Below are 12,665 nucleotides of genomic sequence, written 5' to 3' on the forward strand. Positions count from 1 at the left end.
GCGGCAGGGACACCATGGCCAAGCAGAAAACCCGGCTCGATCAGCTGCTGGTGCAGCGCGGCCTGGCCGAAACCCGCAGCAAAGCCCAGGCGCTGATCCTCGCCGGATCGGTGCGCGTCGGCGGCGCGCCGCACACCAAGGCCGGCGCGCTTGTCGCCGACGACGCCGAGGTTGAGCTGGCCGAGTCGCTGCCCTACGCCAGCCGCGGCGGCTACAAGCTGGCCCACGCGCTCGAGGCCTTCGCGCTCAGCCCGGCGGGCCTGCGCGCGCTCGACGTCGGCGCCTCGACCGGCGGCTTCACCAGCGTGCTGCTACAGCACGGCGCCGCGCGCGTCTACGCCGTCGACGTGGGCTACGGCCTGATCGACTGGCGGCTGCGCAACGACCCGCGCGTGCGGCTGGTCGAGCGCACGAATATCCGCTACCTCGAGGCGCTGCCCGCCGACGATCAGCCGGTTAGCCGACAATCGCACAGCGCGGGCGGGAAAATTGAGCCGGGCGCCCTGGCACCCGGCCTTCTTTCCGATCCTCCGCTCGCCGACTGCGCCACGATCGACGTATCATTTATCTCGCTGCGGCTGGTGCTGCCGGCGGTGCAGCGGCTGGTTGCGGCACACGCCTGGGTCGTCGCGCTGATCAAGCCGCAGTTCGAAGCTGGCGCCGAGCAGGTTGGCAAGGGCGGGGTGGTGCGCGACCCGGCCGCCCACGCGGCGGTGCTGCGCGGCGTGCTGAGCTTCGCCGCGCAGATCGGCATGCCGCCGCACGGGCTCGCGCGCTCGCCGATCACCGGCCCGGCCGGCAACGTCGAGTTCCTGGCATGGCTCGGCGGCCCTGGGCCTGAGCTGGACGCCGAGCGCGCAATCGCGGCCGCGCTGGTGCGCTAGCGCCGGATGTACAGCCGCGTCCCGGCGATCGTGCGTAGCTGCGCCTCGTCCACGTCGTCGGCTACACCATCGAGTACAGCCTCCAGCCCGTCGAGCGCCCAGGCCAGCGGCACATACTCGCCAAATGTGTTGGTCCAGAGCTCGGCCACGCCGAACGGCTGGGCTAGAAACGCGTGCATCTTGCGGCCGCGCCTGGCCACGGCCCGGTCGTCGTCGCTCGCCAGCGCGTCGGCGCCGCGCGGGTCGCGCTCGACAAGAACGCGCAGGTCTTCGTATCGGCGCAGCAGCCAACGCGCGCGCGCGGCCAGCGCGGCATGGCGGCCGCCAATCAGATCCGAGTGCGAGCGCAGCGGGTCGATTGCCGGCCAGTAGCCGTTGAGCGCGCGCCAGAGCTCAAAGCCAACCACGGCGTGCGCGCGGGCGAAACGCTCGGGCTCGGCGCCGGCCGTGTAATCGCCATACCACAGCAGCGTCACGCTGCCGGCCGCGGCGGCCTCGATCTGCGCCTGCAGGCCATCCACCTCGGCAAACTGCGCGTCGGCCATAAGCAAGGTCTCGCGTCCCCGATCCAGCCGCCCGAGCGCAGCGGCGGCCGCATTGCTCAGCGATTGCGTATCGCCGGCGCGCGCAAAGAATAGGCCGGCCGCGCCTGCCAGGCCAACTTCGTTCAGCTCGATCGCGAGGTCCGCGCCGGTGTAGCGGGCTGCCTCGATGCCGAGAAAGATCGTTCGCCCGCCATAGCGGCGCGCCACCGTTTCGATCAGCTGCTCCAGCGTCACCACTTTCCCCACACCGCTCAGCGGCGTGAACAGCGCGTTGACCGCGCCGCGCGCCAGCGGAGCAAACAGGTCGATCAGCTTGATACCGGTTTCAAAGATTGTGCCCGCGCGGTCGGGCGCCGGCAGTGCAATGGCTAGTTCCGGCCGAAGCGCGGCCGCTCCGGCCTGGCGCAGCATATCGGCGGCGGCGCTGTCGCGATGCAGCGCCCAATCGAGCGGTGTGCGCCCCCCGGCGTCTTTGAGCGACGCGGCTGCCCCGCTCGTGAGCAGCTGGCGCACCGCGTCGGTGTCGCCACGGTAGGCCGCGAAATGGAGCGCCGACTGGCCATTGCAGTTCGCCGCCCCGCTGTTCGCGCCCGCCGCCAGCAGGCGCCCGATCAGCTCGCCTCGCTGCTGCAGCACCGCAACGTGTAGCGGCGTCGCGAAGTTGTGCTTGCTAGGCGCGTTCACGTCGGCCCCGGCGGCGATCAGCGCGTCGGCCAGCGCCGCGTCGCCGACGCCTACGGCATAGTGCAGTGCGGTGTAGCCCAGCGGCCAATAGTTGCGGTTGTCGGTCTCGCCCCACTCGGTGAACGCCCCGAGCAGCGCCGGCAGCTGGCGCGCCAGCTGCGCTACGCGCTGAGCATCGCGGGCCTGGAGCGCGAGAAAGAACTCGACGCGCTGCGCGGTGCCGGGAACTGCCACTGGCGTATTCGGTGTCGGTTGCATGTCGTACATCTCCTCTCGCATCTGGCTGCGGGCTAAGAAAAGCTGTTTCTTGATGGCCGGCAGCGACCAGCCAACCATCTCGACAATTTCACGCTGCGAGTAGCCCTCGATATAAAACAGGCGCAGCAGCACCTGCTGCCGCTGGCTGAGCCCCGCCAGCGCTTTGTGGAGGCGTGCGCGGGTGTAGATTGTGTCGAGCAGGTCGGGCGTGCCATCGCCATACTGCAGCACCTCCACGAGCGGCACTTCGCCGCGCTCGCTGCGGATCTGCCGCTCGCAGTGCTTGAGCACAATCCGTCGAAACCAGCCTGGAAAGGCGGCTGGGTCGCGCAGCTTGGCCAGCGACAGGTACGCGTCGATAAACGCCTCTTGCGCTGCGTCTTCGGCGCGGTGGCGGTCGCCGAGCATCGCCACGCCGATCCGCTGCGCCATGCCCGCAAAGCGCCGTACCACCTCGGCAAACGCTGCGGCGTCGCCGTGTTGCGCATCGGCTACAAGCTGGGAAAGTGGGCGCTCGTTCACTGCTTCACTCTGCTGCGCTGGCTCAATCGGTGGGCGGTTTTGCGCTCTTCCGAAGGCTCGCCCCCGCCAGCTGCCTACGTGCTCCTATCAATAACACAAGTTACGCGGTGGGGGTTCGGGGCGGCTTTGCCGCCCCCGAAAACTTCCTTTTTGGCAGGTCGCGGCCACCGCCGTGGCCGCGACCTGCCAAGTGATTTTGGAGGGCTTGCGCCCTCCAAACCTCCCACGCGGGAGAACACTGCGTAACTCGTATAAATAAGTCCCGCCGCGAGGGCGAAAAGTTACCCCGAAATCTGGTATGATTGCGCGCAATCGCAGGCTGCCGCAAAAGCAATCGATCTCCACTATGATGCCACAGCACATGCTTCACCTCGGCCACGCGCGCGTGGCGGCGCTGAACCTTGGCACGATCGCCGCCGACCTTGCCGAGTGGCTGGGGGTGCCGCGCGCCGAGTGGGGCGTGTCCACGCCGCTGTTCGCGCGGCTGCAGCCCGTGCCGGTGCAGGCTGCGCTGATCAGCGTGCCCGGCGCCGCGATCCTCGTCGACGCATGCGACCCGGCCGATCTTGCCACGCTCGAGCCGCCGCCGGGCTACCGCCCGCCGCCGGGCCTGGCCGATCAGCTCGCGGCGCTCGGGCTTCATCCGGCCGACATCACCCACGTGGTTGTGACACACCTGCACGCCGACCACTACAACGGCCTGGTGCGCGCCGAGGGCGGCGCATACGCCGCGCTTTGCCCCAACGCGCGGCACTTGGTCGGCCGGGCCGATTGGCTCGCGGCCCAAGCCGCCATCGCCGACCCGGCGACGCTGGCCCACCGCGCGCTCGCGCCGATTGCACGCGCGGGGCTGCTTGAGCTTGTCGACGGCGCGCGCGACCTCGGGGGCGGCGTAAGCGTGCTGCCTGCCCCCGGCGAGACGCCCGGCCACCAGATAGTCCGGCTGCGCGCGGGCGGGCAGTCGCTCTTCTGCCTGGGCGATCTGTACCACCACCCGCTCGAAGTCGAGCGGCCGGAGTGGCTGGTCAACTGGGCCGACCCGGCCGCCACGCGCGCGAGCCGCGCGGCGCTGCTGCCCGAGATCCTGGCCGGCGACGCGCTGGTGCTGGCGACGCATATCGCGGGCTTCGGCAGGCTGCGCCAGGCTGGCGCGCGGCTACGCTGGGTGCCGGCATGAGCGACGAAACACTTGCCTGCCGCGCCGGCTGCGGCGCATGCTGCATCGCCCCCTCGATCTCTTCGCCCATCCCAGGCATGCCCAATGGCAAGCCGGCCGGCGTGCGCTGCGCGCAGCTTACCCCCGATAATCGCTGCATGCTGTTTGGCCACCCCGAGCGCCCGGCCGTCTGCATAAGCTTGCGCCCAAGCCGCGAAATGTGCGGTGAAACCTCGGCCCAGGCGCTGATCTGGCTGACTCAGCTCGAGCAGGCCACTGCGCCGCCGCGCGACCGCTAGTACCAAATCCGGCTGATCGCTTGCTTTATGGCAGGGCAGCGGGCGGCATTGCCGCTCGCGAAATTTCTTTAGGACTTTTCTTTGTATCGTGTGCGGTTTTCCGCGCGAGCGCGGAAAACCGCACACGGCATTGAAAATTGTGATGCCCTGTCCGGCGAAGCCGGGCAGGAGCATCACAAAAAGCGCTCAGGTGGGATTGGCATAACAGTTAAGAAATGTTCCCGAACGGTTAAGAGTTTTCAACCACAAAAATTCACAAAGTATTGTATAAGTTTGGTGTAGCTTTCCTCAGCGGTTTTTAATCTATACACCGGGCCTGGTGTGAGTGTGCCCCTGCCTTGGCGCCTTAGCGGCGCGGCTCGGCAGGACATGCCGTGTGCCTGGTTTTGCCCGATGTGCCAGCGGGCGAACCGCCGTCGAACGTCAATTTCAAGCGGAAAATAGCCCAACACGTACAGACCGCGTCGTCTATCACCAGATCGTAGGAGGTGGCATGAAGCATTTCGCCGTCGTTGGAATCCTTGTGCTTATTGTCACAATACTTGTCAATCTGCTCCTGGGAAGCATCGGGCTGCTACCGGTGCAGGCCAGCGCGCAAGCGGTGCCGATCGACAACTTGTTCGGTTTGCACATCAAAGTGATCTCGTTTCTCTTCGCCCTGATCGTCGTCTTTCTGCTGTACAGCATAGTGGTGTTTCGGCGGCGGCCGGGCGACACTGGCTACGGCGACCATTTCGAAGGCCACACCGGGCTGGAGATCGCCTGGACGATCATTCCGCTTGGGATCGTGCTGTACTTCGCGTATATCGGCGCACAGGCGCTCGCCGAGACGCGCCGCGTCGACCCGCAGGCCATGCAGGTGAAGGTGACCGCCTCGCAGTGGGCCTGGAAGTTCGAATACCCCGACTACGGCATCACCTCCGATACGCTGAACCTGCCGGTGAACCGCCAGGTACTGCTGGTCATGTCGTCCACCGACGTGATCCACTCGTTCTGGGTGCCCGAGTTCCGCGTCAAGCAAGATGTGCTGCCCGGCGCCGATATGGTCAAAGAGCTGCGCATTACCCCGACGCTGCTCGGCTCGTACAAGGTGCGCTGCGCCGAGCTGTGCGGCACCTCGCACGCCTACATGGAAAGCCCGGTGGTGGTGCTTGAGCAGACTGCCTTCGACGCCTGGGTGAAGGATCAGAGCAAGGTCTCCGACGACCCGGTGGTGCGCGGCCAGAAGCTGGCGACACAATCCGGTTGCGCCGGCTGCCACTCGATCGATGGCAAGGTGATCGTCGGGCCAAGCTGGAAGGGGATCTACGGCGAGCAAGTGACCCTGGCGGATGGCTCCAGCGTCGCTGTCGACGACACCTACCTGCATACCGCGATTGTCGACCCGAACGCCCAGATCGTCAAAGGCTTCAACCCGAATATCATGCCGCCAACCTACGCCAAGGTGCTCACCGACGCGCAGATTAGCGACCTGATCGCCTACATCAAGAGCCTGAAATAATCAAGCGCCGGAAGGTAGGGGCCGGAGGCGGGCATCCTTTCCCGCTCACTCCTGGCCCCTGGCCTTTACTGAAATCCAAGGAGATCGTGCGTGAGGATACTCTCGTTAGGGATTGTTCGCGGGTTCATCGCCCAGATCATCGGCACTGCGGTTGGCATGGGCCTGGCAGTGCTCATTCGCATCCTGATCGGCTTGGACGCCTGGTCGGCCGAGCCGGTAGCGGTGGTTGGCGCGCTTGTCGGCGCGATCGCGTTTCTGTTCGGCACCGGCGTGATGTCCGACTGGACGCAGTGGGCGCTGGGCCACGATACCCCCGAGCATCACGAGCCCGACCCGCGCCTGCCGGGATGGGCGCACTACTTTAATGTCTCGACCGACCACAAGATCATCGGCATTCAGTACGGGGTTACCTCGGTGATCGTGCTGATGCTGGCCGGCCTGTTCGCGCTGATCTTCCGCGCCGAGCTGGCGGAGTCGGGGATGCAGTTCCTGACGCCACAGCTCTACAATACGCTCATGGGCCTGCACGGCATCGTGATGATCGCCTCGATCCTGCTGGGCGTCGGCGCGATGTCGAACTACCTGGTGCCGCTGCTGATCGGTGCTAGCGATATGGCCTTCCCGCGCCTGAACGCGCTGGCCTACTGGGTCAACGTGCCCGGCGCGCTGCTGGTGGTGAGCAGCCTGGCGCTTGGCGGCTTCGACACCGGCTGGACGGGCTACCCGCCGCTGAGCGTGCGCGCGCCGCTGGGCATGCAGATGTTCTTCCTCGGCGTGTACCTGGTGGGCCTTTCGTCGATCCTCGGCTCGATCAACCTGGTGGTGACGACGGTGCGCATGCGCGCGCCGGGCATGAGCTGGTTCCGCATGCCGATCTTTGTGTGGGCGGCGTTCGCCACCGCGCTGATCGGTATGACCGCCACGCAGCTGATCGGCCTCTCGTTCATGATGGTCATGATCCAGCGCCTGCTCGGCCTCGGCTTCTTCGACCCCGAGAAAGGCGGCAATGTCATCCTGTTCCAGCACCTGTTCTGGTTCTACTCGCACCCGGCGGTGTATGTGTTCATTCTGCCGGGCCTGGGGATCATCAGCGAGCTGCTGCCGGTGTTCGTGCGCAAGCCGCTGTTCGGCTACAAGTGGATCGCAATGTCGTCGATGGGCATCGCGCTGGTCGGCTTCCTGGTGTGGGCGCACCATATGTTCACCTCGGGCATGGAAGAGTACCTGCGCGTGCCATTTATGTATAGCACCATGCTGGTGGCCGTGCCGACCGGCGTGAAATTCTTCAGCTGGGTTGGCACGCTCTGGCGCGGCAAGATCGAGTACCCCACGCCGATGCTGTTTGTGCTCGGCGCGATCGTGGTGTTCCTGTTCGGTGGGCTCACCGGGCCGCCCAACGGCACCGTCGCCACCGACCTGCACCTGCACGATACCTACTGGATCGTCGGGCACTTCCACAACACCATGTTCGGCGGCTTCGTCTACCCGTTCTTCGCGGCGATCTACTACTGGTTCCCGAAGATGACTGGGCGGCGTATGAACGAACGGCTGGGCAAGATCCACTTCTGGCTCATGACGCCGTCGTTCTGGGTCATGACGTTCGGCCAGATGCGCGTGGGCCTGCTGGGCATGCGCCGGCGCATCGCCGACTACGACCCGGCGCAGGGCTTCGACAGCACGCACCTGGTGATCACCATCGCGGCGTTTTTGATCGCCCTGTCGGTGCTGATCTTCGTGATCAATCTGATCAACAGCATCCGCCGCGGCGAGGCCGCCACCGAGAACATCTGGCATTCGCGCTCGCCCGAGTGGCAGCTGCCCTCGCCGGCGCCGGCGCATAACTACGCCGATTACCCGTTTGAGGTGATCGCCGAGCCGTACGATTACGGCGCCAGCCCGGCGTATGTCAGCATCGACCCGAATGCCGGTAAAGGCCCCGCGCCCGCGCCGCACGGCCGGCCGCTCGCACCCCACGGCGCAGCTGGCGACTAGCGCCGCGAGAAGCGCAGGAAGACGCTCAGATGTTGGCGCCGGGCGCCGGCATCTGGGCGCAGCGGGCAGAATCGGCTCGTGGCGCGGACGCCACCGAACTTGCGTCAGAAAATGAGGAAAGCAACCAATGGATAAACCCCAAGCCAAAGCCGCCGAGCTTCGCCGCGGCGTGGTGATCCTGGTGATCCTGGCCGCGATGACGATCGTCGAGTACATCCTGGCCACGACCACCAGCCTGACGTTTCTGCTGGTGCTGATCGCGCTGGTGAAGGCTGCGATCGTGCTGCAATACTTTATGCACCTGCCGCGCGCTTTCGCCCAGGATGGAGGTCACTAAATGGCTGTCGATACCTCTCACGTGCATTCCTACGAATACAAGATGGCGAATGCCCGGCTCGGGCTGTGGCTGTTCATCCTCTCGGACTCGTTCGTGTTCCTGGGCCTGCTGGTGACGCGCTTCTACTTGCTCGGCGGCCTGCGCCCCGACCTCGACCAGACGCTTGGCCTGATTGTGACGTCGGTGCTGCTGGTCAGCAGCTTCTTTATGAACCGCGCCGAGACGGCGATTGCGCACGGCGACCAGAAGCGCTTTCTGAATGGCGTGCTGATCACCATGGTGCTTGGCCTGGGCTTTCTCATCGGCGTGGTGGGCTTCGAGTGGCGCAACGCGCCATTTGGCCCCGGCGACGGCGCGCAGGGCTCGTCGTTCTACATGATGACCGGCATGCACGCATTCCACGTGCTCACCGGCGTGCTGTTCCTGGCAGTGGTGTACCGCAATGGCCGCAATGGCCGCTACAGCGCCGAGCGGCACTGGGCAGTCGAGGCCTGCGCGAACTACTGGCACTTCGTCGACGTGGTGTGGATCTTCTTCTACCCGGCGCTGTACCTGATTGGCCGCGTGGCCGGCTAAGCAGCTGTCTGAAAAGGGTGCGCGAGAGGCTATGCTCCTCGCGCATCCGCCATTTCAGGCATGCTCTCAGCCCGAGTGCTGTATGCTCGAAATCGACAACCCCGAGACGCGCGCCGCACCGCGCCCGACCACCCTGGCACGATCGCGCCTGCAGCGCGCGCGCGGCGCCTTGTGGCTCGGGCTGCTCGTCGCCGTACTGGCGATCGGCGGGCTGGCGCTGGCGCGCTTGCTGGCGCAGCCGTATGTATTCCACGGCTCGCTGATCGACCCGCCCGCTGCCGCTCCCGATTTCACGCTGGCCGACCAGACAGGCCGGCCGTTTCGGCTGAGCGCCCAGGCCGGCAGCGTTGTGCTGCTGTATTTCGGCTACACCAGCTGCCCCGACGCATGCCCGGCCACCTTGGCCGAGTTTAAGCTGGTGCGCCGAAGGCTTGGCCCGCAGGCCGAGCGCGTGCGCTTCGTGTTTGTCACAGTCGACCCGCTGCGCGACAGCGCTGCGCAGCTTGGCACCTACCTGAGCAACTTCGACCCGAGCTTTGTCGGCCTGAGCGGCACGCCCGCCGAGCTGCGGCCAGTCTGGCGCAGCTATGGCGTAAGCGCGGCGGTACGCGCCGCCAACCCAGCCGCCGTCGACCATAGCGACCGGGTGTATGCGATCGACGCGCGCGGCCGGCTGCGGCTGACGTATGCGCTCGATATTGGCGCCGAGACGCTTGCCGACGACGTGCGCGCGCTAATCGACGAGGCACGCTAAGCAAGCACGGCGCCACCGGTAAAAAGGGGTTTGTATGCGTTTCCTGCGATCGCCGATCACCCAACGGCTGCTCACGACCTTTCTGTTTGGCCTGGTGCTGGCATGGGCCATGAGCGAAGTGGCCTTCGCGCTGCTGCGCGACAGCAGCGACCACGTACCGCAGCGCGTCGAGCTGGTGATCCCGGCCGGCACCGCCGACAAAGTCGCGGCCGGCGCCCCTGGCCCGGCGCTGCCGGCGGATCTTGTGTTCGTGATCGGCGACACTCTGGTGGTGAAAAACGAAGACAGCGTGAACCACCAGCTTGGCCCGGTGTGGGTGCCGCCCGGCACCAGCGCGAGCTTGCTGCTCGAGCGCGCCGATAAGTACACCTACGCCTGTAGCTTTCAGCCCAGCCGCTACCTAGGCCTCGACGTGCGCGCGCGTGTGACAACCACCACGCGCGTGCTGGCGGTGGTGCTGGCCGGCCCGCCAATGGGCGTGCTGATCGGGCTGTATAGCCTGATCATCCGGCCGCCACGGCGCGCGGCCGCGCGGCCGGTAGCGCTGTAAGCCCGGCAGAAGCGGGGCAAGGTACGTATTGATCAGCCTGTGTATGGTTTTTCCGCGCTACGGACGGAAAACCATACGCAGCTCTGCCGAAGACTGAACGCGCCAACTCCACCGCTCGCGCGAGCGGCGAATGCGTAAGCCCTGACTGATAAGCGGAGCGCTCCCATGCTCAGGCTATTTTTCAATAGGCAATGGTGGTGGACAACCCTGCTGGTGCTTGCCGCCGTAGCAGTGATGGCCCGGCTCGGCATCTGGCAGCTCGATCGGCTGGCGCAGCGCCAGGCCTTTAACGCGCGTGTGACGGCGCAGCAGGCCCGGCCAGCGCTCGTGCTCGACGGCGCCGCGCTCAACGAAGACCTCGCGGCCATGGAGTACCGCGCGGTCAGCGTCAGCGGCACCTACGACCACAGCCAGGAAGTTGCGCTGCGCAACCAGGTGCGCGATGGCCAATTGGGCGTGCATCTGCTGACGCCGCTGCTGATCGCCGGCACCAACCAGGCCATCCTGGTTGATCGCGGCTGGGTGCCTGAAGAACAGGCCAGGCCCGAGCGCCGCGCCCAGTTCGCCGAACCGGGCCTCGTGACGGTGCGCGGCGTCATACGCGCCTCACAGAGCCGTCCCGATTTCGGTGGCGTACCGGACCCTGCAACCGCGCCGGGCGAACGCCTGCTCACGTGGAATATGGCGAATGTCGAGCGCATCGCCCAGCAGACGAATCGTCCGCTGCTGGCGGCATACATCCAGCAGTCGCCCGAGGCAGCCTGGCAGGGCTTGCCAGCGCGCAGCCAGCCCGAGCTAGATCTGAGCGAAGGCCCGCACTTGGGCTATGCCGTGCAGTGGTTTGTTTTCGCGATGGTGCTGGCGCTGGGCTACCCGCGCTATGTCTGGCGCCAATCGGCCGGCGCGAGATCCAAAGCCAGCGCGCTTCCGTATGAATCGTTTGTATGCTAGCGGTCACCACAGTGGTTCTGATGGAGGTTTGGTGGGCCTTTGCACGCCCCCGCACCACCACCGCATCATACCTGTGGCGAGCTACTAGCGGCTACTTGAGAAAAGGCACTCGGAAGAACTGTGTTCCTCCGGTGCTCTTTTCATACAGCCGATGAAACCCTTGGCGCCGCGTGCCCATGCGCTACACGAGGCCCGCCATGCGCGGCCCGTGCGCGCAGTAGCCAGAGGTACCAACCCACACCGGCCATCGCGGCCGAGCTACACAACCTGCTCTTGGCTATAGGCGCCACTACAATCTGACGCCCCTTTCACCCTCGGAGCGATCGCCCGATCGCACTCCCTTCGGTTTGTGTTGCCTCGATTTCAGTTGACGAAACCCCAAGACTGAGTATAATCAAAAACGTGCAAAATTTCACTTATTTTCGGTATGCATTGCGGATGATACACGGCTAAACTGGCTCTGTGATCGCCCGATCGCGAGTAGCAACCGTCGCCTGGCGGTGTCAGCCGTTGGTCAGTTTCATTCGCCTAGCAGGAGGTTCCATGCGGGCACGTCGCCACCCTTCAAGGCTGCCTCTGGTTACAACCCTGTCTCTGCTCGCCGCGGCGCTGCTCCTTTCTGCTTGCGGCCAAAATCTCCCGGCTACGACGACGCACCCGGCAGGGGATTACGCGCAGCGCGTCTACGACCTGATGGTTCCAGTGTTCTGGGCCGCTCTGGGCGTGTTTGTGGTGGTCGAGGGCATTCTGATCTACGCGGTGCTGCGCTTCCGCCAGCGCTCCGAGAACGACGCCATCCCGGCGCAGATTCACGGCAACACCCGGATCGAGATCCTCTGGACGATCGCGCCGGCGCTGATTCTGCTGGTGATCGCAGTGCTGACGTTCCGCACCCAGGCGGTCAATGCCACGCAGCCGGCCGACGCAGTGCAGATCAAGGTGATTGGCCACCAGTGGTGGTGGGAATTCCAGTACGAAGATAAAAAGATCGTCACCGCCAACGACGTGTACATTCCGACCGGCCGCTCGGTGCAGTTCAAGATGACCAGCATCGACGTGATCCACGACCCGTGGATGCCGAAGCTGGCCGGCAAGACCGACGCGATCCCCGGCGCGCAGAATGTGAACTACCTGTCGTTCAAGACCGATAACCCCGGCATCTATCGCGGGCTGTGCGCCGAGTTTTGCGGCGAAGAGCACGCGGTCATGCGCTTCCGCGTGATTGCCGTGCCGCCCGACGTGTTCGACACCTGGGTGCGCCAGCATCAGCAGCCGGTAGGCCCCTCGTTCCAGCCCAGCGGCGCCGACCCAGCGCGGCTCGGCCCCGGCGACCCGGTGCGCGGCGAGCAGGCGTTCCTGAACGTGAAAAACCTGTGCATCACCTGCCACGCGATCGGCGGCTACAAAGAGGCGGTGGGCGTCACTGGCCCGAACCTGAGCTACTTCGGCAGCCGCGAGACGATCGGCGCCGGCGCGCTGCCGAACACGCCCGAAAACCTCAGCCAGTGGATCCACAACCCCGGCGCCGTCAAGCCCGGCAATATTATGAGCACCGTGATCAAGCCTGGGGTCGTCTCCGACCAGGATATCGCCGACATTGTCGCGTTCCTCGAAAGCCAGACGGTGCCAATCGAGAAGCCCGCAGAGCGCTAGCAT

The 12,665-nt window shown here is 65.7% G+C and carries 12 protein-coding genes; 11 read left to right on the top strand and 1 reads right to left on the bottom strand.

The annotated features are described in order from the left end of the window. Positions 1-14: 14 nt before the first annotated feature. Entirely contained in the window at positions 15-884 is an 870-nt protein-coding gene (locus U0177_RS26895; protein ID WP_409573768.1) for a TlyA family RNA methyltransferase, read from the top strand. Here U0177_RS26895 and U0177_RS26900 read toward each other — a convergent pair. Beyond that, positions 881-2,893 carry a sigma-70 family RNA polymerase sigma factor gene (locus U0177_RS26900; RefSeq protein WP_409573769.1) on the bottom strand — a complete coding sequence of 671 codons (2,013 nt, stop codon included), beginning with the start codon at positions 2,891-2,893 and terminating at the stop codon, positions 881-883. The two genes, U0177_RS26895 and U0177_RS26900, sit on opposite strands and share 4 nt — an antisense overlap. A gap of 346 nt (positions 2,894-3,239) precedes the next feature. Here U0177_RS26900 and U0177_RS26905 point away from each other — a divergent pair, with 346 nt between their 5' ends. The 10 genes from U0177_RS26905 (at position 3,240) to coxB (U0177_RS26950) (ending at position 12,662) form a co-directional block, all read left to right on the top strand. Beyond that, on the top strand, positions 3,240-4,070 hold the full coding sequence (locus tag U0177_RS26905) for an MBL fold metallo-hydrolase (RefSeq protein WP_409573770.1): 831 nt from the start codon (positions 3,240-3,242) through the stop codon (positions 4,068-4,070). After that, the gene (locus U0177_RS26910; protein ID WP_409573771.1) at positions 4,067-4,348 is read left to right on the top strand and encodes a YkgJ family cysteine cluster protein; all 282 of its coding nucleotides are present in this window, start codon (positions 4,067-4,069) and stop codon (positions 4,346-4,348) included. The genes U0177_RS26905 and U0177_RS26910 overlap by 4 nt, the downstream gene beginning before the upstream one ends. 493 nt (positions 4,349-4,841) lie before the next feature. Beyond that, positions 4,842-5,849, top strand: coding sequence for a cytochrome c oxidase subunit II (gene coxB / locus U0177_RS26915; protein WP_409573772.1), 1,008 nt, complete (start codon positions 4,842-4,844; stop codon positions 5,847-5,849). A 90-nt stretch (positions 5,850-5,939) separates the two neighbouring features. Beyond that, entirely contained in the window at positions 5,940-7,841 is a 1,902-nt protein-coding gene (locus U0177_RS26920) for a cbb3-type cytochrome c oxidase subunit I (RefSeq protein WP_409573773.1), read from the top strand. Between the two features lie 127 nt (positions 7,842-7,968). Next, a complete protein-coding gene (locus U0177_RS26925) occupies positions 7,969-8,178 on the top strand; it encodes a cytochrome C oxidase subunit IV family protein (RefSeq protein WP_409573774.1) in 210 nt (69 codons plus the stop codon). Next, positions 8,179-8,754 (top strand): heme-copper oxidase subunit III, encoded by a 576-nt coding sequence (locus U0177_RS26930; protein ID WP_409573775.1) that lies wholly within the window; start codon positions 8,179-8,181, stop codon positions 8,752-8,754. Positions 8,755-8,836: 82 nt separating this feature from the next. Next, positions 8,837-9,508 (top strand): SCO family protein, encoded by a 672-nt coding sequence (locus tag U0177_RS26935; protein ID WP_409573776.1) that lies wholly within the window; start codon positions 8,837-8,839, stop codon positions 9,506-9,508. 34 nt (positions 9,509-9,542) lie between these two features. Further along, positions 9,543-10,058: a hypothetical protein gene (locus U0177_RS26940; RefSeq protein WP_409573777.1), complete on the top strand. Its 516-nt coding sequence runs from the start codon at positions 9,543-9,545 to the stop codon at positions 10,056-10,058. Positions 10,059-10,223: 165 nt separating this feature from the next. Further along, entirely contained in the window at positions 10,224-11,009 is a 786-nt protein-coding gene (locus U0177_RS26945) for an SURF1 family protein (RefSeq protein WP_409573778.1), read from the top strand. Between the two features lie 543 nt (positions 11,010-11,552). Further along, positions 11,553-12,662, top strand: a complete 1,110-nt coding sequence (coxB, locus tag U0177_RS26950; protein ID WP_409573779.1) for a cytochrome c oxidase subunit II — start codon at positions 11,553-11,555, stop codon at positions 12,660-12,662. The last annotated feature ends 3 nt before the right edge of the window (positions 12,663-12,665 follow it).

The organism is Kouleothrix sp. (genome assembly GCF_046328425.1).
In the GTDB taxonomy this organism is placed as follows: Bacteria; Chloroflexota; Chloroflexia; order Chloroflexales; family Roseiflexaceae; genus Kouleothrix.

Bases quoted from the DNA above. Each gene is read 5' to 3' on its own strand.
- U0177_RS26910 (WP_409573771.1), top strand. From the start codon at position 4,067: ATGAGCGACGAAACACTTGCCTGCCGCGCCGGCTGCGGCGCATGCTGC.
- U0177_RS26930 (WP_409573775.1), top strand. From the start codon at position 8,179: ATGGCTGTCGATACCTCTCACGTGCATTCCTACGAATACAAGATGGCG.
- coxB (WP_409573772.1), top strand. From the start codon at position 4,842: ATGAAGCATTTCGCCGTCGTTGGAATCCTTGTGCTTATTGTCACAATA.
- U0177_RS26940 (WP_409573777.1), top strand. From the start codon at position 9,543: ATGCGTTTCCTGCGATCGCCGATCACCCAACGGCTGCTCACGACCTTT.
- U0177_RS26945 (WP_409573778.1), top strand. From the start codon at position 10,224: ATGCTCAGGCTATTTTTCAATAGGCAATGGTGGTGGACAACCCTGCTG.
- U0177_RS26905 (WP_409573770.1), top strand. From the start codon at position 3,240: ATGATGCCACAGCACATGCTTCACCTCGGCCACGCGCGCGTGGCGGCG.
- U0177_RS26925 (WP_409573774.1), top strand. From the start codon at position 7,969: ATGGATAAACCCCAAGCCAAAGCCGCCGAGCTTCGCCGCGGCGTGGTG.
- U0177_RS26935 (WP_409573776.1), top strand. From the start codon at position 8,837: ATGCTCGAAATCGACAACCCCGAGACGCGCGCCGCACCGCGCCCGACC.
- U0177_RS26895 (WP_409573768.1), top strand. From the start codon at position 15: ATGGCCAAGCAGAAAACCCGGCTCGATCAGCTGCTGGTGCAGCGCGGC.
- coxB (WP_409573779.1), top strand. From the start codon at position 11,553: ATGCGGGCACGTCGCCACCCTTCAAGGCTGCCTCTGGTTACAACCCTG.